The organism is Nocardiopsis sp. NRRL B-16309 (assembly GCF_001279585.1).
Lineage (GTDB): Bacteria > Actinomycetota > Actinomycetes > Streptosporangiales > Streptosporangiaceae > Nocardiopsis.
In genome coordinates, this window is record NZ_LGEC01000065.1 from 256,490 (window position 1) to 274,812 (window position 18,323).

The 18,323-nt window shown below is 72.2% G+C and carries 19 protein-coding genes; 5 read left to right on the top strand and 14 right to left on the bottom strand.

Going from position 1 to position 18,323, the window contains the following annotated elements; all coding sequences use genetic code 11:
- Nucleotides 1–32 precede the first annotated feature (32 nt).
- The 4 genes from ADL05_RS10900 (at nucleotide 33) to ADL05_RS10915 (ending at nucleotide 3,092) form a co-directional block, all read left to right on the top strand.
- Complete coding sequence (locus ADL05_RS10900; protein WP_053616767.1) at nucleotides 33–590, top strand: FABP family protein; 558 nt, start codon at nucleotides 33–35, stop codon at nucleotides 588–590.
- Between the two features lie 324 nt (nucleotides 591–914).
- The gene (locus ADL05_RS10905) at nucleotides 915–1,943 is read left to right on the top strand and encodes a folate-binding protein YgfZ (RefSeq protein ID WP_053616768.1); all 1,029 of its coding nucleotides are present in this window, start codon (nucleotides 915–917) and stop codon (nucleotides 1,941–1,943) included.
- 517 nt (nucleotides 1,944–2,460) lie between these two features.
- The gene (locus ADL05_RS10910) at nucleotides 2,461–2,853 is read left to right on the top strand and encodes a carboxymuconolactone decarboxylase family protein (RefSeq protein ID WP_053616769.1); all 393 of its coding nucleotides are present in this window, start codon (nucleotides 2,461–2,463) and stop codon (nucleotides 2,851–2,853) included.
- A complete protein-coding gene (locus ADL05_RS10915) occupies nucleotides 2,850–3,092 on the top strand; it encodes a hypothetical protein (RefSeq protein ID WP_156365804.1) in 243 nt (80 codons plus the stop codon). Before ADL05_RS10910 ends, ADL05_RS10915 begins: the two co-directional genes overlap by 4 nt.
- Before the next feature lie 532 nt (nucleotides 3,093–3,624).
- Here the strand turns inward: ADL05_RS10915 and ADL05_RS10920 are convergent.
- The 10 genes from ADL05_RS10920 to ADL05_RS10960 all read right to left on the bottom strand — a co-directional run bounded on the left by ADL05_RS10920 (nucleotide 3,625) and on the right by ADL05_RS10960 (nucleotide 13,164).
- A complete protein-coding gene (locus ADL05_RS10920) occupies nucleotides 3,625–4,338 on the bottom strand; it encodes a type 1 glutamine amidotransferase (protein WP_053616771.1) in 714 nt (237 codons plus the stop codon).
- 14 nt (nucleotides 4,339–4,352) lie between these two features.
- A complete protein-coding gene (locus ADL05_RS10925) occupies nucleotides 4,353–5,609 on the bottom strand; it encodes a MurT ligase domain-containing protein (protein ID WP_053616772.1) in 1,257 nt (418 codons plus the stop codon).
- Between the two features lie 88 nt (nucleotides 5,610–5,697).
- Complete coding sequence (locus tag ADL05_RS10930; RefSeq protein ID WP_053616773.1) at nucleotides 5,698–7,836, bottom strand: hypothetical protein; 2,139 nt, start codon at nucleotides 7,834–7,836, stop codon at nucleotides 5,698–5,700.
- A gap of 463 nt (nucleotides 7,837–8,299) precedes the next feature.
- The gene (locus tag ADL05_RS10935; RefSeq protein ID WP_053616774.1) at nucleotides 8,300–8,605 is read right to left on the bottom strand and encodes a DUF1416 domain-containing protein; all 306 of its coding nucleotides are present in this window, start codon (nucleotides 8,603–8,605) and stop codon (nucleotides 8,300–8,302) included.
- Entirely contained in the window at nucleotides 8,602–9,447 is an 846-nt protein-coding gene (locus ADL05_RS10940; protein WP_053616775.1) for a sulfurtransferase, read from the bottom strand. The genes ADL05_RS10935 and ADL05_RS10940 overlap by 4 nt, the downstream gene beginning before the upstream one ends.
- 97 nt (nucleotides 9,448–9,544) lie before the next feature.
- Nucleotides 9,545–9,967 (bottom strand): DUF4395 domain-containing protein, encoded by a 423-nt coding sequence (locus ADL05_RS10945; RefSeq protein WP_053616776.1) that lies wholly within the window; start codon nucleotides 9,965–9,967, stop codon nucleotides 9,545–9,547.
- Between the two features lie 76 nt (nucleotides 9,968–10,043).
- On the bottom strand, nucleotides 10,044–10,130 hold the full coding sequence (locus ADL05_RS32425) for a putative leader peptide (protein WP_352983320.1): 87 nt from the start codon (nucleotides 10,128–10,130) through the stop codon (nucleotides 10,044–10,046).
- Nucleotides 10,131–10,235: 105 nt separating this feature from the next.
- Nucleotides 10,236–10,619 carry a thioredoxin family protein gene (locus ADL05_RS10950; protein ID WP_082376283.1) on the bottom strand — a complete coding sequence of 128 codons (384 nt, stop codon included), beginning with the start codon at nucleotides 10,617–10,619 and terminating at the stop codon, nucleotides 10,236–10,238.
- A gap of 183 nt (nucleotides 10,620–10,802) precedes the next feature.
- Complete coding sequence (locus tag ADL05_RS10955) at nucleotides 10,803–11,501, bottom strand: DUF2993 domain-containing protein (protein ID WP_053616777.1); 699 nt, start codon at nucleotides 11,499–11,501, stop codon at nucleotides 10,803–10,805.
- 490 nt (nucleotides 11,502–11,991) lie between these two features.
- Nucleotides 11,992–13,164 (bottom strand): putative quinol monooxygenase, encoded by a 1,173-nt coding sequence (locus ADL05_RS10960; protein ID WP_053616778.1) that lies wholly within the window; start codon nucleotides 13,162–13,164, stop codon nucleotides 11,992–11,994.
- Between the two features lie 317 nt (nucleotides 13,165–13,481).
- On the opposite strand from ADL05_RS10960, the gene ADL05_RS10965 reads away from it, so the two are divergent.
- The gene (locus ADL05_RS10965; RefSeq protein ID WP_053616779.1) at nucleotides 13,482–14,282 is read left to right on the top strand and encodes an HAD family phosphatase; all 801 of its coding nucleotides are present in this window, start codon (nucleotides 13,482–13,484) and stop codon (nucleotides 14,280–14,282) included.
- 384 nt (nucleotides 14,283–14,666) lie between these two features.
- Here the strand turns inward: ADL05_RS10965 and ADL05_RS10970 are convergent, their stop codons facing one another.
- The 4 genes from ADL05_RS10970 to hemL all read right to left on the bottom strand — a co-directional run bounded on the left by ADL05_RS10970 (nucleotide 14,667) and on the right by hemL (nucleotide 18,157).
- Nucleotides 14,667–15,647 carry an NAD-dependent epimerase/dehydratase family protein gene (locus tag ADL05_RS10970; RefSeq protein ID WP_053616780.1) on the bottom strand — a complete coding sequence of 327 codons (981 nt, stop codon included), beginning with the start codon at nucleotides 15,645–15,647 and terminating at the stop codon, nucleotides 14,667–14,669.
- A gap of 225 nt (nucleotides 15,648–15,872) precedes the next feature.
- Nucleotides 15,873–15,971: a 30S ribosomal protein bS22 gene (locus tag ADL05_RS29595; RefSeq protein ID WP_013155353.1), complete on the bottom strand. Its 99-nt coding sequence runs from the start codon at nucleotides 15,969–15,971 to the stop codon at nucleotides 15,873–15,875.
- A 222-nt stretch (nucleotides 15,972–16,193) separates the two neighbouring features.
- Nucleotides 16,194–16,829, bottom strand: a complete 636-nt coding sequence (locus ADL05_RS10975; RefSeq protein WP_053616781.1) for a histidine phosphatase family protein — start codon at nucleotides 16,827–16,829, stop codon at nucleotides 16,194–16,196.
- A gap of 32 nt (nucleotides 16,830–16,861) precedes the next feature.
- Nucleotides 16,862–18,157 (bottom strand): glutamate-1-semialdehyde 2,1-aminomutase, encoded by a 1,296-nt coding sequence (gene hemL / locus ADL05_RS10980; RefSeq protein ID WP_082376269.1) that lies wholly within the window; start codon nucleotides 18,155–18,157, stop codon nucleotides 16,862–16,864.
- Nucleotides 18,158–18,323: the final 166 nt, after the last annotated feature.

An 18,323-nucleotide genomic window follows, 5' to 3' on the forward strand; every position in this document is an offset into this window, starting at 1 on the left:
ACAGTGCTCCGATCCGGCTACGCTCAGACGTCATGGACGCTGAAGTACACCCCGATCTGGCGAAACTGTCCTTCCTGCTCGGCCGCTGGGAGGGCGTCGGCGTCGCCGGCTACGCCGAAGAGGAAGAGTTCCAGTTCGGGCAGGAGGTCGAGTTCTCCCACAGCCCGGACGCTCCGTACCTGACCTACAGCAGCAAGGCCTGGCGCATGAAGGCCGACGGCACGCTGGGCGAGGTCATCACGGAGGAGTCCGGCTACTGGCGCGCGCTGTCGGAGGCCGACACCGCGCAGTACGCCAAGGACGACGACAAGAACATCATCCACCTCGAAGTGCTCATCACCCACAACGAGGGGTTCATAGAGTCCTACCTGGGCAACGTGTTCGCCAACCGGGTGGAGATGGCCACCAACGCGGTGATGCACACGATCACCGGCCTGGAGGTCACCGCCTCGCACCGGCTCTACGGGCTCTTCGGCGACGACCGGGAGACCCTGGGCTACGCGTGGGACCTGGCGGCGCGGGGGCACGAGCTGCGGTCGTACATGTCGGCCCAGCTGAAGAAGGCCGGCGCGCGGCCAACCGGGACGTAGCTCCGCGGCCGGGCCGCGGGCAGGGGCAGACCCCGGGTGTCCTCCCACCGAGGGGGTGGGGCCGGTCGGACGAGTTCCGGCGACCCGGGGTCCGGGTGTCCGTCGTGGATTCGCGGCGAACGACGTCGCGAACGCGAGCGTCGTCCTAGCGGACGGCCACCTCGCCAGTCCTGAGAGAAATCATCTTTCGGACCACCTCCTTTCCTGCGTGCCACCGACAGTACGTCCCGTGGGTCCCGCCGGGCAAGTGTTTTTCTGACTCGCGTCATCGCAGGTCAGAGGCGCACTCGCGAGCGACTTGGCGGGGCGGCTAGGCTCGGCGGTATGACTTCGCCGCTGCTGAGCACACCCGGTGCCGTGACCGCCGAGCACACCGACTCCGGCGTCGCCGCGCACTACGGAGACCCCGCCCACGAGGGCCGTGCCGCCGAACGCGCCGCCGCCTGGGTGGACCGGAGCAACCGGGACGTGGTGCGGGTGAGCGGACCCGACCGCCTCACCTGGCTCAACGACCTCACCAGCCAGCTCACGAGCGACCTGGCACCGGGCGTGGGCACCGAGGCGCTGGTCCTGGACAACCGCGGCCACCTGCGCCACCACCTGTCGCTGGTGGACGACGGCGAGTCCACCTGGATCCACACCGAGCCGGGGCGCGGCGCCGACCTGGCGGCGTTCCTGGACTCCATGCGCTTCATGCTGCGCGTGGAGGTCGCCGACCTCGGCGACGGCTTCGCCGTTCTGACGTTGCTCGGCCCCAAGCGCGCGGAGGCCGTCGACGCGGCCGGCGACGTGCTGGAGGGCGTGGTCGCGCGCCTGACGATGGACGAGACCGACCTGTTCGTGCCCGCCGAACGGCTCACCGAGGTGGCCGAGGCGCTCACCGCCGCCGGGGCGCGGCCCGCCGGGATGTGGGCCTACGAGGCCGACCGCATCGCGCACCACAGGGTCCGCGCGGGCGTCGACACGGACGAGCGCACGATCCCGCACGAGGTGGACTGGGTCGGCCGCGCGGTGCACCTGGAGAAGGGCTGCTACCCGGGCCAGGAGACGGTGGCGCGGGTGCACAACCTGGGGCGTCCGCCGCGCCGCCTGGTCATGCTGCACCTGGACGGGACCGCCGAGCGCCTGCCGGAGGTGGGCGCCCCGATCGAGCTCGACGGCCGCAAGGTGGGCCGGGTGGGGTCGTCGGCCCGCCACCACGAGTTGGGGCCCATCGCGCTGGGCGTGCTCAAGCGCGCGGCTCCCACCGACGCCGAACTGGAGGTCGACGGGATCGCCGCGGGCCAGGAGGTCGTGGTGGATCCCGACACCGGCGCCAACGCCCAGATCGACCTGCGCCGCCGCCCGAAGTAGACACCGGAGTCCGGGCGCCGGACAAGCGCACCCGCCAGCCCACCGAGGTGCGGCGGCGGCTCATCCTGGAGGCCGCTGTTCCCCTGGTGACGCGCTGGTCGACGGACTGGCCCTGCGCCGCCTGCGGGGCGCTCCGCCGCTGAGCATCGAGCAGGCGCGCGCCCACCTGCGCCGCTTCCTGGCCGCGGAACTGGGCCTGGAGTCCTCCCCGGCCTGACGCGCACGCGGCTCCCGGGCCGTCCTGGGCCTGTCGCCCGGGACGGCCCGACCCGGTTCACTCCACCGACGGCCGCGGCAGGGGTTGCTCGCGGGGCCGATGGTGGTCATCGCGCGCGCAGGTGTGGATTCGCGCAGGTCAGAGCCACAGACTGGGGAGAGGGGCGCACCGCGCGGACCACGGTTCCGCGTCCGGACGGCCGCTCGCCCGTGACCGGCATCGCGTCGCCCGTGACCGGCATCGCGCCCCTCATCCGCTGGTCCGCGCCCTGCGCGCGGGCACCGCAGGAAGGAGGCCGACATGACCACGCTGAGCCGCGGTGAGGTCGAGGCCGACATCAAGAACACGCTGGGCCTCGTCCCGCACTTCTTCTCCGCCATCCCGGACGAGCTGATCGGCGCAGAGTGGGAGCTCTTCAAGCACCTGGAGCTCGGTGAGACGCTCATCCCGAACAAGTACAAGGAGCTGATGGGCGTCGCCCTGCACTCGGAGACCAAGTGCACGTACTGCACGCTGTTCCACACCGAGGCGGCGAAGCTCTTCGGCGCCACCGACCAGGAGATCCAGGAGGCCGTGCACTACGCCAAGTCGAGCCTGGGCTGGAGCGCGTACCTGAACGGGATGCGGGAGGACTTCGACACCTTCAAGGACGAGCTGGGCCAGATCGGCCAGTACCTCAGCTCCCAGGCGTGACCGTGCGACTGGAAAGGGTGCAACCGACGGTCATCCGGGCGACCATGCACGTCCGTGAGATCGCCGCGCTCATGGCCGCGGTGCGCCATCTGGCGGACGGCACGCCCCAGGAGGTGCCGGAGGAGGCCCGCCGCCAGCTCAGGTCCCTGCTGGAGAGCTACGACGAGCAGGTGCGGCACCTCGCCGACCGCCCCGCGTCCGTCACCGACGTCCCGGGGCAGGGTGGAGAGCCCGCCTGACCCGCACGGCCGTCCGTTCCCTCCCGCCGTATGGCCGGGAGGGGCGGCCGTGCCGCGCCCTGCCGGTGAACGCCGTCGCCCTCATCGCCGCCCTCGGCTGACCCACGCACCCACGCACCCACGCACCCACGCACCCACGCACCCACGCACCCACGCACCCACGCACCCACGCACCCACGGGATCACACCCGGCCCTCTGGCACCCAAGCACCCAAGCACCCAAGCACCCAAGGGATCGCACCCGGATCTGTGGCCCGCGGGTCCTGCTCACCGGCCCGTGAAACCCGTACACCACAGGACGGGACCACCGCTGCTGCCGTTCCGCCTTCCACTCGTGGACCCAGCGCAGCCCGGCACGCCCGGACGGAACCACCCCGCACCCGTGCTGCTCACGGACGCGGCCAAGCCCGTACACGACGGACGCGGATCACCCAAAGCTCCTGGCCCGGGTGCTGCTCAAAGAAACGGCGAAGCCCGGCGCGCCTTCGAGGGCGCACCGGGCTCCACGGTCGGTTCGGGATCCCGCTCGGGGTCAGCGCAGGGCGGCGGCCAGGCGCTCCTCGTGCAGGCGCTCGCCCCAGGACGGGGCCACGGCGGGCAGCGCGCCCACGCGCCAGCGCAGCAGGAGATCGGCCAGTTCCGGGTTGCGGGGCAGTGCGGGGCCGTGCAGGTAGGTGCCGAGCACCTGGCCCTGGTAGGCGCCCTCGGTGCGGTCGTCGTTGCCGATCCCGCGCACGGTCGTGGACAGCGGGCGCGCCGACGGGCCGATGGCGGTCCGGCCCTGGTGGTTCTCGAACCCGGTGATGCGGCCGACGCCCAGGGCGGGGTCCACGTCCGCGACGATCTCGCCGACCGCGCGGGTCTGGCCGCGGCCGCTGCGGATGTCGAGGATCCCGATGCCGGGCAGCGGGTTGGACTCGTCGTCGCCGTAGGACTCGCCGATGATCTGGTAGCCCGCGCAGACCGCGAAGACGCAGGCGCCCCGGGCCACGGCGCGGGCGAGCCCGCCGTCCTTGCGCAGGCGCTCGGCCGCCAGGATCTGCGGCCGGTCTTCGCCGCCGCCGAGCAGGTAGATGTCGCCGTGCTCGGGCACAGGGCTGCTGGAGGTGACCTGCAGGACCTCGGTGGGAATCCCGCGCAGTTCGGCGCGGCGCTTGAGGATGAGGACGTTGCCCTGGTCCCCGTAGGTGCTCAGCAGGTCGGGGTAGATCCACACGATCCGCAGGGTGCTGCTGGTGTCCGTCATGAGGTTGGTCTCCCCTACTGCACGCGGCCGTAGGCCGTGCGGATCTGCTGGAAGGCTGTGTAGTTGGCGATGACGTCGACCTTGGTGATGTCGGGGTCCTCGGCCTTGAGTCGGCCGAGCACCTCGTCCACGCGGTCGGCGACCTCGAAGGCCACGCCGTCGGTCTCCAGGCGCAGGGCCAGGTCGGTGCGGCGCTCACCCATGACGAACACGCGCCGGCCGCGAAGGACCGTGTAGTCCACGTCCCACAGCCAGGAGGTGTCCTTGCCGTCGGGGATCTGGGCGTTGACCGCGAGGATCACCGGCACCCGGGGCGGGTCCAGGACCGCGAAGGACTCCAGCCAGCCCGCGGGGTTCTTGGACAGCAGGAGCCGCACCTCGACCCCCATGGTGACCAGGGAGGTGTAGCGGCCCGCGACCGAGGTGATCTCGCGCAGGCGCTCCACCGTGCGCTCCGGGTGGATGCCGTACCCGGCGGCCGTCGCGGCGGCGATGGCCGCGTTGGCGCGGTTGGCGTCACCGGGCAGGTTCAGGCGGAGTTTGAGCCGCTGGCCGTCCGGTGCGATGAGGGTGTCGGACTCGTTGTCCACCGCCCACGTGGTCTCCGGGCGGGACAGGCCGCACTCGGGGCACTCCCAGTACGGGTCGGTGTCCCGCTTGAGGTGGCCGCCGCACTCGGGGCAGCACCAGGAGTCCTCCTTCCAGCGCTGACCGGCCGAGACCCAGGTGGCGTTGGCCGCGCCGAGCCCCGCCCACGCCACGAGGGGATCGTCGGCGTTGGCGATGACGTGGGTGTTGGTCTTGCCGAGCGCCGTCCGCCACTTCTTGGCGAGCAGGTTGATCTCCGAGGCGCGGTCCATCTGGTCCCGGCTGAGGTTCATCAGCACCACGAACGCGGGCTGGGTGGCGACCAGGACCTGCGGCAGGTACTTCTCGTCGACCTCCAGCACGCCGTTGACCGCGGAGGCGTTCTGCGAGAGCGCCGTGATGTGCCCGGTGGGCATGTTGGCGCCGTACTCGTTGGTGGCCACGTCGCCGAACTCGCGCAGGGCCTGGGCGATGAGCCGGGTCGTGGTCGTCTTGCCGTTGGTGGCGCTGATGAGCGCCAGGCGGCGGCCCTTGGCGAGCTTGGTCAGCAGATCCGGCTCGACCTTGAGCGCGACCCGCCCACCGATGACGGAGCCGTCCCCCCGCCCGGTCGCGCGGGACAGGCTGGCCGCACTCCTGCCCAGGACCGATGCGAGTTGGGCACGCAGGGGAAGGTCGCTCAATCTACTCTCCACGTCGCTTGATCACCCGCGCCTGTGCGCGTCCGCACGGCAGGTGATGTCTCGGGCACAGCCTAGTGTCCACCGGTGATCACACCCGCCAGTCCAACCGCTCGGGCGGTGGACCCAGGTTGGGCGGTACCCGCCGATCCCGGACGCCGGTGCCGACCGGGGCCGGCCGGTCCGTCCGACCGTCGTCCGCGGCCGCCGGGGCGCCGGGTGGGGCGATCCTCGGCCGACCGCCCTCGACGGGCTGTTCGGCTGGGGAACCTCCCCCGCGCGTGCGGGTGGCAGTGCCGTTACTGGTGTGACGGGAGTCGTCCACCGTGGCCAGTGTTGCTGTGGACAGGGTGAGGATACCTGGGTTGGTGTCGGCGAGAACAGGGCCATCGCCGGTGAGAACGACGGCGACGGTGTCGGGGAGCTCGCGCAGGGCCTCCGCCCCGAGGTCGAGGGGGCGCACGGCGGCGTCCTCGCTCTCCACGGCCGTCACGGGCGTGTCGAGATCGGCCGCCTGGGCCGTGGCCCGACCCCACGCGGTGGCCGATCTCACATGTCTGACCAGGTCGAGCGGGGCGACCGCGGCGGCGGCGTTGCGGATCACCGCGCCGGACTCGGTGTGCGGCGAGGGGAAGAAGCGGTCGTCGGACTCCATGTCGGCCATCGGGTCGGCGTCGGGGTCCGTTCCGGCCTCGGTGACCATGCCCCGCACCGCGTCGCCGATCACCTCGCTCAGGCGGTGCAGGTCCGTCCCGGCGGCCGTGCCCCCTCCCCCGGCCGAGGCGGTCACGGCGCGCGCGAGGGCCTCGGTGGACGCGCCGGGTTCGCGCATCACCACCGACAGGCAGGCGGGGTCGTCCAGGCGCGCCAGGGCGGCGGGCGTGGCCGACCGGAACATCAGCACGACCTCCACGCCGCCGCCGGCCGCGGCCGACAGGACCTGGTCCACCTCGTCGTCGGGCAGGGCCTCGGCCCCGCACACCACGACGGTGCGCACCCGGCCGGGGCGCGACCCTCCTCCGGGGCCCTCGCGAGGCGAGCCGACCTCCAGGAGTTCGCTGAGCGAGGCCACGGCGTAGGTGCCGTACGCTCTGGCCGCCGAAGCGCCGGAGGCCCGGTCGGTGCAGATGATCTTCACCTGCGCGTAGTCGCCGTCCTCGGCGCGGGTGCCGACCGACTCGAACGGGCTCAGGCGCCGTTCCAGTTCCCAGGCGCGCTCCCACACGTCCGGGTCGTCGGCGCAGCGCTCACGGACGCGGGTGCGCTGCTCGGCGGTGAGCAGGGCCAGCGCGGCGTCGTCCTGGGCGGTGTCGTCGTCGGGCGTGATGAGCGCGCGCAGGCCGCCGATGAGGGCGCCGATCCCGGCATGCGGTCCGAGCACCTCCATCAGCCGCAGGAGCAGGGTCTCGTCGGCGTCGGCGCCCTCGCCCGTCCCGGCCGCGGCGGCGACCGCGGACAGGACGCGTGCGCGCTGTCCGGCGTCGAGGTTGGTGCCCAGGGTCATCCGTGGCAGGTCCGCGGGCAGCACCCAGCGGCGGGGCGCGACCGCGCATCTGCGGGCGAGATGGACGAGTTCGCGGGCCACGGCGTGCCCGGTGAGGTCGATGACCGTGAGGTCGCCGCCCTCGCGCAGGCGGGAGATTCCCACGGTGGTGAGCAGGGCCGACCAGCCGGTGTCCGTGCCGCCGGTGACCACCACGGAGCCGACGCCGGACGGGACGGTGACCCCGTACCAGCGGGGCTGGGCCTCGAAGGCGCGGGCCGCGGCCTGCCACTCGCCGTAGGCGCGCGCGTGCGCCTCCTGCTGCTCGCGCAGCGCGCGGTCGCGTTCCTCGCGTTCGGCGGCCAGCCGCTCCTTGGCGCGTTCGAGCCGCTCCGCGATCACCAGGCGGCTCTGCATGAGCGCGAAGGAGATGGGCGCCGCGACCGCGGCGCAGGCGAGGACGCCGCCGAGGGCCAGGCTGCCGGGGAGGACGCGCGCGCTCCACAGGAACGGGCACAGCAGGGCCAGGACGGCCAGCCCGACGAGGGCGAAGTACAGCGGCCGGTTGGTGCGCGCCTCACTGTCGCGCTGTCCGCTGAGCCAGTCCTCGCTCAGCGACTCGGCGTCGGCGGGCGCGGGGCGGCGGGGCGCGGGTCCCGGCGCCGGGAGCAGGACGGCGTGGCGCCAGCCGAGGTAGGTCCGGCCTGCCTCGGCTCGGGGTGTACCGCCTGACCGTGGTGTGGGCACCGTACGAACACCTCCTGACCGACCGCCGTGGGGGGCGTCGGGGATCGGGGCGCCCTCCGCACGGGTCGGGAGGCGTCCTCGAAGTCGGTCCGCTCCCCCTCCAGGGCGGTGAGCGGAGTCTGGTCCAACGGGGGCTCCGACCGGAGCCGGAGTGTGGGCCGATGCTGCCACCTGCCCGGCCTCAAGTGAAGCAGGACGCGCGGCGGCCTGCCAGACCCCGCCCGCGCCTGTGGACAACCGTCCACGGCCCAGGGGACCACCCGCGGCCTGTGGACCAACGCCCCTGCCGCGTGCCCGGACACGGCGAGGCGCCGGTGGTGGACGGTTGCCCGTCCGCCACCGGCGCCTCGCACACGCTCGGGGGCGCGTCCCGGCGTCCGCCGGTCACGCCCCCGCGTTCCTACTGGGTGTCGTCCACGGCGTTCCGGGGGCGCGTCCGCCGGTCCGCCTTCGACAGCACTCCCTACGCCTCGACCTGCAGGTCGACGACCTTGCCGACCTCGGCCTCCACGGCGAACTCACCGGTGAAGCCCTGGGAGGCCAGGACCCGCACCTTCCAGGTGCCGTCGGCGGCGAAGAACCGGAAGGTCCCCTCGTCGCCCGTGGCCACCTCGCCGACGAAGTCGTCGGACGCGTTCAGCAGCCGGGCGTAGGCCCCGCTGAGCGGCTTGCCGTCACGGGTCACCGTGCCCTGGATGACCGCCTGGTTTCCCGCGTCCACGTCGGCGAGCACGACGCCGCCGACCGGAGCTCCGCAGCTGTCGCTCACTTGGCCTCCGCCTCTCCGAGCTCGACCGGAACGCCCACGAGGGAGCCGTACTCGGTCCACGAACCGTCGTAGTTCTTCACGTTCTCCAGCCCCACGATCTCGTGCAGGGCGAACCAGGTGTGCGAGGAGCGCTCGCCGATGCGGCAGTAGGCGATGATCTCCTTGTCGAGGTCCACACCGGCCTCGGTGTAGAGCTCGCGCAGTTCCTCGGCCGTCTTGAACGTGCCGTCCTCGTTGGCCGTCTTGGCCCACGGGATGTTGCGCGCGGTCGGGATGTGGCCGGGGCGCTGCGAAGTCTCCTGCGGCAGGTGCGCGGGAGCGAGCAGCTTGCCGGTGAACTCGTCGGGCGAGCGCACGTCGACCAGGTCCTTGGCACCGATGGCCTGGACGACCTCGTCGCGGAACGCGCGGATGGAGTGGTCCTGCTCCTGCGCCGTGTACTGGGTGGCCGCCCGCTCGGGGACGTCCTTGACCAGCTCGCGGGAGTCCAGCTCCCACTTCTTGCGGCCGCCGTCCAGCAGGCGGACGTTGGTGTGGCCGTAGAGCTTGAAGTACCAGTAGGCGTAGGCGGCGAACCAGTTGTTGTTGCCGCCGTAGAGCACGACCTGGTCGTCGTTGCCGATGCCCTTGGCCGACAGCAGTGCCTCGAAACCGGTCTTGTCGACGAAGTCGCGGCGGACCGGGTCCTGCAGGTCCGTCTTCCAGTCGATCCTGACGGCGCCGCGGATGTGTCCCTTGTCGTAGGCGGACGTGTCCTCATCGACCTCGACGAGGACCACGTTGTCATCGTCCAGGTGAGCCTCCACCCAGTCGGCGTCCACGAGGACGTCGGAGCGGCTCATAGGGAACCTCCAGTGTTTCTTGTGCGGTGTCGCGTGTGCGGTCGGTGCGTGGGTCGGGACGCGGACGTCCCAGGTGTCGGGGGTCGTGCCGCCGTGCTCAACGAGCCGTTCCCGTCGCCGTCAGGCGGCGCATGAGGAGGTAGGCCTCGCATCCGGCGCAGAAGCCGAACGCGGCGTTGAGGAAGGCGGCGAAGAGGGCGAGGGCGGTCGCGGCGACGCCGAGCCCCTGCGGGCCCGCCAGGTATCCGACGAGTCCCAGAGCGGCGAAGACGAGTCCCACTCCCTGTGCGAACCGGGGCGGCCGGGCGTCCTCGGTCTCCCCGGGCGGACCGATCCTGGGGCGCACGAGAGTGGAGAACACCAGCGCGTAGGGCGAGTACCGAACTCCCGCGACCACCGCGATACCGAACACCAGGGCCTGGAACCCGAGGATCCGCGGATCTCCGGTGGCCAGGGCCGTGGCCAGTACGAGGGTGGTCAGGGCCGCGGCGAAGCGCTGCCCTCGGGGGTCGACCTGCATGGTGTGATGTCCCCAGTCGCGTGCACGGAATGGGCCAGTCGCACGGAGGAGGCGAGGGCTCGCGGGCCCGTCCGCCCTAAGGACACAGACAGAGCGCGGCGGCGACGCGGCAGAAGTCCACTGCCCGCCGCTTCGTCAGATACGCGCTCGTCAAGGAAGTCACGTCTAGACGCTACAGGCCGCGCGGCGTGTTTGTCACTGGTGTGCTGGATCACATGAATTCACGTCCGCGCCGGTCGCGACGCCGACGCGCGTCCGCGGAACAGCCCTACGGGACGGCGTCACCGAGGGCGGCGATGACGTCGGCCTTGCGCGGCTGGCCGCTCGCCCTCCTGGTCACCCGGCCCGCGGCGTCCAGGACCAGGACGGTGGGCGTGCGCATGACGCCCAGGCGGCGGACCAGGTCGAGCCTGGCCTCGGCGTCCACCTCCACGTGCGTCACGCCCGCGACCATCCCGGCGACCTCGTCGAGGATGCGGCGGGTGGCCCGGCAGGGCTGGCAGAAGGCGGTGGAGAACTGCACCAGTGTGGCGCGCTCCCCCAGGCCGGCGTCGATGTCGTCGGGCGTGAGCACGTCGGCGGAGGGCGGTGCTTCGGCGGAGTGCGGCACGCCGGTCCCCCCGTCGGCGCGGATGTCCTCGTGCGCGGTCATGGGATCCTCCTCCGCCGGTGTCCGGTCTCCCGGGCTCCGGACTCCGCTCTCGGTCGGGCCGCCAGTGAGCGGTCCCCGTGCGGTGTGCTCGCGGAACCGCCCCCGGCCCCGCCGCCAGGCGAGCCCGACGGCGGTGGCCGCGAGCAGGGTCACCGCGAGGGCGACGAGGCCGACCGCGTCCACCTAGGCCGCCTCGGAGCCCATCAGGGGAACGTCCTGGCCGGTGCCGGTGATCCGCACGCCGCTGGAGACGTTCTCCATCTCCGTCACGGTGAGGCCGTAGGGCAGTTCGGGGGCCTCGACGCTGAACGTGAGCATGTCGGCGACCATGTCGCTGACGTCGATGGGGGCGCCGCTGACCTCGATGTCGACCGGGGTGACGGTGACGGTCCCGCCCTCCACGTCGAACTGGCCGGACGCGCTGATGGAGGTGCTCACGCCCAGCTCCGGAATGGCCAGCTCGCCGCTGATGCGCGGCTCGCCGTTCTCCGTGGTGATGGTGACGCCCTCGGGCAGGTGGGGGTTGAAGTAGGAGTAGGGGACGACGAACGAGCCGTCGACCTGACCGGCGACCACGGAGGGTTCGTCGACGAGGTCGGACAGGGGCGCGTCGACCTCGGTCGCGGTCGCGTCGATCTGCTCCAGCGTCACCCCGCGGACGGTCGCGCTGCCCGCGGTGATGGTGATCTCCGAGTAGGTGCCGCTGACCGCCTGCGGCAGGAACGCCCAGCCGCCGATGGTCACGTCCGGCTGCTCGGAGGTCTGCATCTGCTGCGCCACCCGTTCGGCGACCGCGCGCTCGGCGAAGCCGCGCAGTGCGATGTCGGCCCCCACCACGACGACGACCAGGAGGATCAGGAAGACGACGAGAAACTTACGCATCTGGATCCCAGCACACTTTCTTTCGCTCCGGCGCGCCTCGCGGCTGGGTCTTCCGGCCGGTCCAGGTCACACGCCATCGGCACCCGACGGGTGCCGGTCATGACAAACCCAAAGGGAAGGGTACTTCAACCGGTGGTGGGACTCCGCCGGGTCCGGGCGGGTTCCACGGCCGCGGGTAAAGTCACCGGTTCGAGACATCCCGTCACCGGATGAGGCGAAGCGGGCCCGCGGGCGCGGGCGTCGTCGCGGGGACGCGGGACACCTGCGGTCGAGAGGGGTCCCGCGGACGGGTGGGACACGCGCGGCCCGGAGGGACCCTCGGGCGGCCAGGTCGCGTTTTTTGCAGCATTCCGGGCTCGCGGCCGCCAGGCTGCCCTCTCGCCGCGCCTCTGCGCTCGTGCAGCACAACCAGGCTGAACTTCGCACATCGTCCTGCGAGAGATGGCCTGACGACCGCTCGCTCACCCGAAAGCCTTCAGAAGAACACTCCCTAGTGCGGCATGAGCATGGCCGCGAGGCCGTCGCTGGCGGCGGCACCCGACAGGGACAGCTCGATCACGTTGGTGGCGGTTACGAAGGCGGCACCGCGCCGGGCGAACTCGATCACGTGCGGCTGGCGCTCGTGCTCCTCCCGGGCGAGTTCGTCGCGGTACATCGCGTAGACGATGCGCTGGAGCGGAGCACTGGGCACGGTGTGGCAGGCGAACATCAGGGTGTCCGGCTCGTGCTCGGCCACGTGCGCCACGACGGCGCCGACGAGCTGGTCGAAGCCCGCGTCCTGCCCCTCGGCGAGGGTGTAGATCGTGATGACGCCGCGACCGCGCGGGGGAGCGGCCTCCCGCACGGGTGCTCCGCCCCGGTGGTCGGCGTAGGTGTCGGCGTTGCGACGCTTGCGGCGCACGGGCTCCTCCATGGACGCGGCGGGTTCCGCGTCCGCGTCGTCGTAGTAGTCGTCGTACTCGTCGTCGTAACCGTCGTAGTCGTCATAGTCGTCGTACTCGTCCTCCGACCCGCGCCGGGGTCGGGCGGCGAGCGCGCAGGCGCCCCACAGCGCGGCGACGGCGCCGAGCATCAGCACCGGGCCGCCCGGTCCGAGCCCGAGGCGGCCCACGACCACGGCGAGCACCAGGGACAGCGCGACCAGGCCCAGCACGGACAGGTCCGCGGTCAGGTCCCTGCCGCCGCGGCGGGCGACCGCGATCAGGGCGGTGACCAGGAAGACCACGGCCACGGCCTGCGCGCCGTTGACGAGTACGCGCGGGATGAGGTCGTAGTGGTCGGCCAGCCCGGGGAACGAGGCGCCGAACCTGCCGCTCAGGCGGTCGACGCTCAGGACGACCAGGGGAACGATCGTGAACGCGGTGACGAACAGGCGGGAGGTGAAGCGGCCCTGGAACGACCGCACGCCGTGTTCGACCGCGCCCCAGCCCAGGTAGAGGGGGCCGACGAGGCTGATGCCGATCTGCAACAGGCGGAACGTGAGATCGCCGAAGTCGAACATCGCCGCGATGACGCCGGCGCTCAGTCCGACCGTCATACCCAGTGCGGCGACCAGCCACGCGACGGAGGCCACGCTGGGACGGCGTTGGGCGTACGCGGCGAGCGCGGCGGTGGCGCTCCAGCCCACCAACGCGCTTACGAATGCCAGTCCTACCGTCACCATCCCGACAATGATGCTGCACTCAGACGGGTGGATGTGCACTCCATACGGGATCGGGAGGACAGTTTCCGGGACGATCCCGCAGAGTGTGGCGCGAACCCGCACTTCACACTGTGATTTTCCTCACCTGGATTCCGGCCGCATCCCTGGGGCCGCACACGACCCGCGAGTGGCCGTAGTCTCGCATTCAGGGCGTGTTCCACGGACACCGCCCCTCGCGAGCGGCAGGCCGGCGCCCGACCGGACCAGTCCGCGGAGCGCGCGCCCTCGGGCGGATCGGACAGCCGACGGACCGCCCCCATCCGAGCCAGGAGACGACCGTGCCTCACGACACAGTGCCCCCGTCGACGAAGGGTGCCGCCTTCTTCGACGTGGACAACACCCTCATGCGGGGCGCGTCCATCTACCACTTCGCCCGTGGGCTGGCCTCCCGCGACCTGTTCACCACCCGCGACCTCCTGCGCTTCGCGTGGGGCCAGACGGTCTTCCGGGTCACGGGGAGCGAGCAGCCCGAGCACATCGACGCCGCCCGCGAGGCCGCGCTCGCCTTCGTCGCGGGCCACGGGGTGAGCGACCTGGTCGCGCTGTGCGAGGAGATCTACGACGACACCATGGCGGACCGCATCTGGGAGGGCACGCGGGAACTCGTCCAGGGGCATCTGGATGCCGGGCGGCAGGTGTGGCTGGTGACGGCCACGCCCGTCGAGCTCGCCCAGATCATCCGGCGCCGCCTCGGCCTGACCGGAGCCCTGGGCACCGAGGCCGAGAACCTGGACGGGGTGTACACCGGTCGGCTCAACGGCGACCTGCTGCACGGCCCCGCCAAGGCGGTGGCCGTCCGCGCGCTGGCCCGTCGCGAGGGGTGGGACCTGGACTCGTGCTCGGCCTACAGCGACTCGTCCAACGACCTGCCGCTGCTGTCCCTGGTCGGAGACCCGCACGCGGTCAACCCGGACGGGGACCTGCGCCGGTACGCGCGCACGCACGGGTGGCCGGTGCACGACTTCAGACGCCACCGGACGGCGTTGAAGGTGGCCGTGCCCGCGGCGATGGCGGGCGCCGTGGCCGGAGCGGTGGCGATGCGCGCGATCAGGCACCGCCGGACGGCGCGGGCGATCTGAGCGGGCCGCAGCCGCCACACGAGCCGCGCAGGACTCATGGCCTGGCGGACGCGGCGCATGGGACGTGCGGTGGCCACGAGAGCGCCTGAGGGGCGAGAGGGCCGAAAAGGGCGGTAGCGGCCTGGAGGGCTTCGAGGTTCCGTTCGGCGGGGCCCGAACGGAGGAGCCCCGGGAGTCCGACCCCTGAACCTCACGAGCGTGGTGAGGCCACCGAGAACTCCGGTACGAGACCGATGAGCAGGACGGAACCACAGGGGCCCGCGAACGCCAAGGGTGTGGCGAGACTACTGAGAACTCAGGTACGAGGCCGGTGAGTCAGATGAGGCCTCTGGGACTCGTGAACGCCGGGGGTGTGGCGAGGACGTTGGGCCAAGAGCGTGGGCGTCAGCGGCCCAGCGTGGCCCGGGCGAGCGCGAGGACGTGGACGGGCCGGAGTCCGGCGCCCCGGGCGGGGGTGGAGTGGGCGCGGCTGCCGACGAAGGTCTCGAACGCCTGCGGGGAGCTGTAGGCGGGAGTCCAGTCCAACGCCTTCTCCAGCGGCGCGGTGTCCATCCCGGTGGCGAGCCGACCGACGCTCACGGCTCTGGTGTTGCTCGCGCTGGCGTAGTCGATTCGGCCGTGCTTGGCCACGCTCCGCAGGACCTTCAGGCCCCGGGCGGGCACGGGCAGCCGCTGGCCGCCGACCCGGCGCAGGCAGTCCGACAGCGGCACCGAGTCGGCGCCGGCCACGTCGAAGTGCCCGGTCTCGTCGCTGAGCGCCATGCGGACCAGGGCCTCGGCCGCGTCGTCCTCGTGGACGAACCGCACGTGGGGGTCGCTGCCGAGCACGGTGGGCACGAAGCGCGCGCCCAGGTAGCGCGTGAGCGGGGTGTCGACCGAGGGGCCGATGAGGTTGGCCAGGCGCAGGACCGCCACGGACACGTCCGGGCGGCGGCGCTGGAGGCCGAGCGTGTCGCGCTCGACCTCGGCCGCGTCGTCGGCGTCCAGGCTCGCGCTGGAACGCACCACGACCCGCTGGACGCGGGGCGAGCGCTGCGCGGCCGCGAGCACCCGCATGGTGCCCAGGAGGGTGTCCTCCCGGTGCGGACCGCGCGCGGTGTCCAGGCCCAGGTGCAGGATGATCTCCGCACCCGAGTCGGCGACGATCTGGCCGAGGCTCTCGTCGTGCAGGCCCACGTGGACGTACTCGACCCCGTCCGGGCCGTCACCGCTCTCACCGGAGGCCCGCGGCCCGGCCTCCGACCGTGGCGGCGGGGCGGAGTCGGCGCCGATGACCCGGCGCACACCGGGCTCCGCGCTCAGGGCCTGGGCCACCCTGGCGGCCACAGGATTGGAGACACCGGTGACGAGGACGACACGAGTCATGGAGACACGTTCCTTGGGAAGACGGAAAGTCAGATCCGGACGGCCCGCGGACCGTTCACCGCGAAGGCGAATCGGCTCCCGCGACCCGTGAGACACAACGGTGCCCCACCCAGAAAATTCCATAGCGATGGCAAACGCCACGCAAGGAGGAAGGTGTCTCCGCGTCGGGGACGGGCCCTGGGGCACGCCCACGCCCGCGGAGAGACGACTTTGGCCGCGACCGGTCTACTTCTTGTTGCGACGCGCGACACGCGTGCGCTTGAGCAGCTTGCGGTGCTTCTTCTTCGCCATCCGCTTGCGACGCTTCTTGATGACGGAACCCATGGGATCACCTTCTCGCTGACGATGCGTACGGACATGCCGAACCGCTGGCGGTGAGCACCGGCAGGGGTTCGGATGCGACTGCTGGGGTCGCCGGACATCGGCGCGTACGGAGCACGCGCGGAAGCCGGGCGATCCGGGGCGGACCCCGGGGAGGCCGACGCTGGAAACGCACACCTACCGCACCCGAAGGCCCAGCTTACCGTGACGGGTGTGCGGTCCGGGTCACGCCCCGGGGACGGAGGCCCCGTCGACGTACAGCGCGGCGGCCGGTTCGGCGTAGCTCACACTGGCCAGGCGGTGATCGGCGAAGGTCAGTGACGTCACACTCGCCAGATTGCATTCGCGCCGGTCCGGGCGGTGCCACAGCCGCCTCGCCTCGGCCGCGCGGCGGGCCGTCCAGATGGGCAGCTGGTGGCTGACACAGACCGCCTCACGGCCCCAGGCGGCCCGGCGGGCGACCTTGATCGCCGACACCATCCGCGCGAGGATCTCGGTGTAGGGCTCGCCCCAGGACGGCAGGAACGGGTTGTAGAGCCGTCTGAGCACCCGTGGATCGCGGGCCGAGCGCGCCGACAGCGACATCCCCTGGAACCTGTTGCCCGCCTCGATGAGGCGGTCGTCCAGCGTCACCGGCAGGTCCAGCATCTTCTGCAGCGGGATCGCGGTCTCCTGGGTGCGGTCCAGCGGCGAGGAGTACAGGGCGGCGATGTCGTGCCCCTCGAACCACTCGGCGGCCGTCTCGGCCATGCGCTGGCCCCGATCGCTCAGGTGGAAGTCGGGGAGCCGCCCGTACAGGACCTTGTCCGGGTTGTACACCTCGCCGTGCCTGAGCAGGTGCACGACGGTGGTCGTGGTCATCGTGTTCGTCCTTGTCTCGGTGTCGGGACTGGTCAGCCCTGCGCTTCGGCGGCAGCCCGAGCCGCCCGGGGCAGGGCCGAGACCACCTGGTCGATGGCCGCGTCGTCGTGGGCCGCGGAGAAGAACCACGCCTCGAAGGCCGCGGGCGGCAGGTACACGCCCTGGTCGAGCATCGCGTGGAAGAACGCGGAGAAGGCCGCGGTGTCGGTGGTACGGGCACTGTCGAAGTCGGTCACCTCCCGGTCGGTGAAGAACACCGTGAAGAGGTTGCCGCCGCCCTGGACCCGGTGCGCGACGCCGGCGGCGCTGAGCGCCTTGGAGACCTCGGCCTCCACCTGCGCGGAGACGCGGTCGATGTGGGCGTAGACCTCGGGGGTCGCGGCGCGCAGCGTGGCGAGCCCGGCCGCCGTGGCCAGCGGGTTCCCGGAGAGGGTTCCGGCCTGGTAGACGGGACCGTCCGGCGCGAGGCGGTCCATGATCTCGGCCCGGCCGCCGAACGCGGCCGCGGGCAGGCCGCCGCCCATGACCTTGCCGAAGGTCATGAGGTCGGGGGCGACCTCCTCCAGGCCGAACCAGCCGGAGGCGGAGACGCGGAAGCCGGTGAGGACCTCGTCGAGGATCAGCAGGGCGCCGTTGGCGTGCGCGATCTCCTTGAGGCGGGCGTTGAACCCGTCCTTGGGCGGGACGACGCCCATGTTGGCGGGGCAGGCCTCGGCGATGACGCACGCGATGTCGTCGCCGTGCTCGGCGAAGGCGCGCTCGACGGCCGCGGGGTCGTTGTAGGGGAGCACGAGGGTGTCGGCCGCGCTCGCGCCGGTCACACCCGGGGAGTCGGGGAGCGCGAAGGTGGCCAGACCGGACCCGGCGGCGGCCAGGAGGGCGTCGACGTGGCCGTGGTAGTTGCCCGCGAACTTGATGATCTTGCTGCGCCCGGTGTAGCCGCGGGCGAGGCGGATCGCGGACATGGTCGCCTCGGTGCCGGAGTTGACCAGGCGGACCTTCTCCACGGGCGTGCGCGCCACGATCAGCTCGGCGAGTTCCACCTCGCCCCGCGTCGGCGCGCCGTAGGAGGTCCCGGCGTCGACCGCGTGGTGGAGGGCGGACACGACCGGGGGCGCGGCGTGGCCGAGGATCAGCGGTCCCCAGGAGCACACGAGGTCGACGTACCGGTGTCCCTCGGTGTCGGTGAGGTAGGGGCCCTCACCCTTGGCGAAGAAGGGCGGAGTGCCGCCGACGGCGCCGAAGGCGCGCACGGGCGAGTTCACGCCACCAGGGACGACGGCGGTGGCCCGACGGAAGAGCTCTGCGGAAGTCTGTTGAGTACCCACGTCACCAGTGTGTCAGTTGCGCCCCCCGACCTGACCGTGACCCGCCCCGCACCGGAGGCTCGTTCAGGGCCCTGAGCAGCCGCTCAGTCACGGAGCATGACGCGGACGACCCGGTGGACCCCCGTGCTGGGGTCGCGACGGCCATCGCTCGGGAACATGGCTCATC

Bases quoted from the DNA above. Each gene is read 5' to 3' on its own strand.
- ADL05_RS10940 (WP_053616775.1), bottom strand. From the start codon at position 9,447: ATGAGCCGCTCCGACGTCCTCGTGGACGCCGACTGGGTGGAGGCTCAC.
- ADL05_RS10905 (WP_053616768.1), top strand. From the start codon at position 915: ATGACTTCGCCGCTGCTGAGCACACCCGGTGCCGTGACCGCCGAGCAC.
- ADL05_RS29595 (WP_013155353.1), bottom strand. From the start codon at position 15,971: ATGGGTTCCGTCATCAAGAAGCGTCGCAAGCGGATGGCGAAGAAGAAG.
- ADL05_RS10960 (WP_053616778.1), bottom strand. From the start codon at position 13,164: ATGGTGACGGTAGGACTGGCATTCGTAAGCGCGTTGGTGGGCTGGAGC.
- ADL05_RS10900 (WP_053616767.1), top strand. From the start codon at position 33: ATGGACGCTGAAGTACACCCCGATCTGGCGAAACTGTCCTTCCTGCTC.
- ADL05_RS10910 (WP_053616769.1), top strand. From the start codon at position 2,461: ATGACCACGCTGAGCCGCGGTGAGGTCGAGGCCGACATCAAGAACACG.
- ADL05_RS10970 (WP_053616780.1), bottom strand. From the start codon at position 15,647: ATGACTCGTGTCGTCCTCGTCACCGGTGTCTCCAATCCTGTGGCCGCC.
- ADL05_RS10975 (WP_053616781.1), bottom strand. From the start codon at position 16,829: ATGACCACGACCACCGTCGTGCACCTGCTCAGGCACGGCGAGGTGTAC.
- ADL05_RS10920 (WP_053616771.1), bottom strand. From the start codon at position 4,338: ATGACGGACACCAGCAGCACCCTGCGGATCGTGTGGATCTACCCCGAC.
- ADL05_RS10945 (WP_053616776.1), bottom strand. From the start codon at position 9,967: ATGCAGGTCGACCCCCGAGGGCAGCGCTTCGCCGCGGCCCTGACCACC.
- ADL05_RS10955 (WP_053616777.1), bottom strand. From the start codon at position 11,501: ATGCGTAAGTTTCTCGTCGTCTTCCTGATCCTCCTGGTCGTCGTCGTG.
- ADL05_RS10950 (WP_082376283.1), bottom strand. From the start codon at position 10,619: ATGACCGCGCACGAGGACATCCGCGCCGACGGGGGGACCGGCGTGCCG.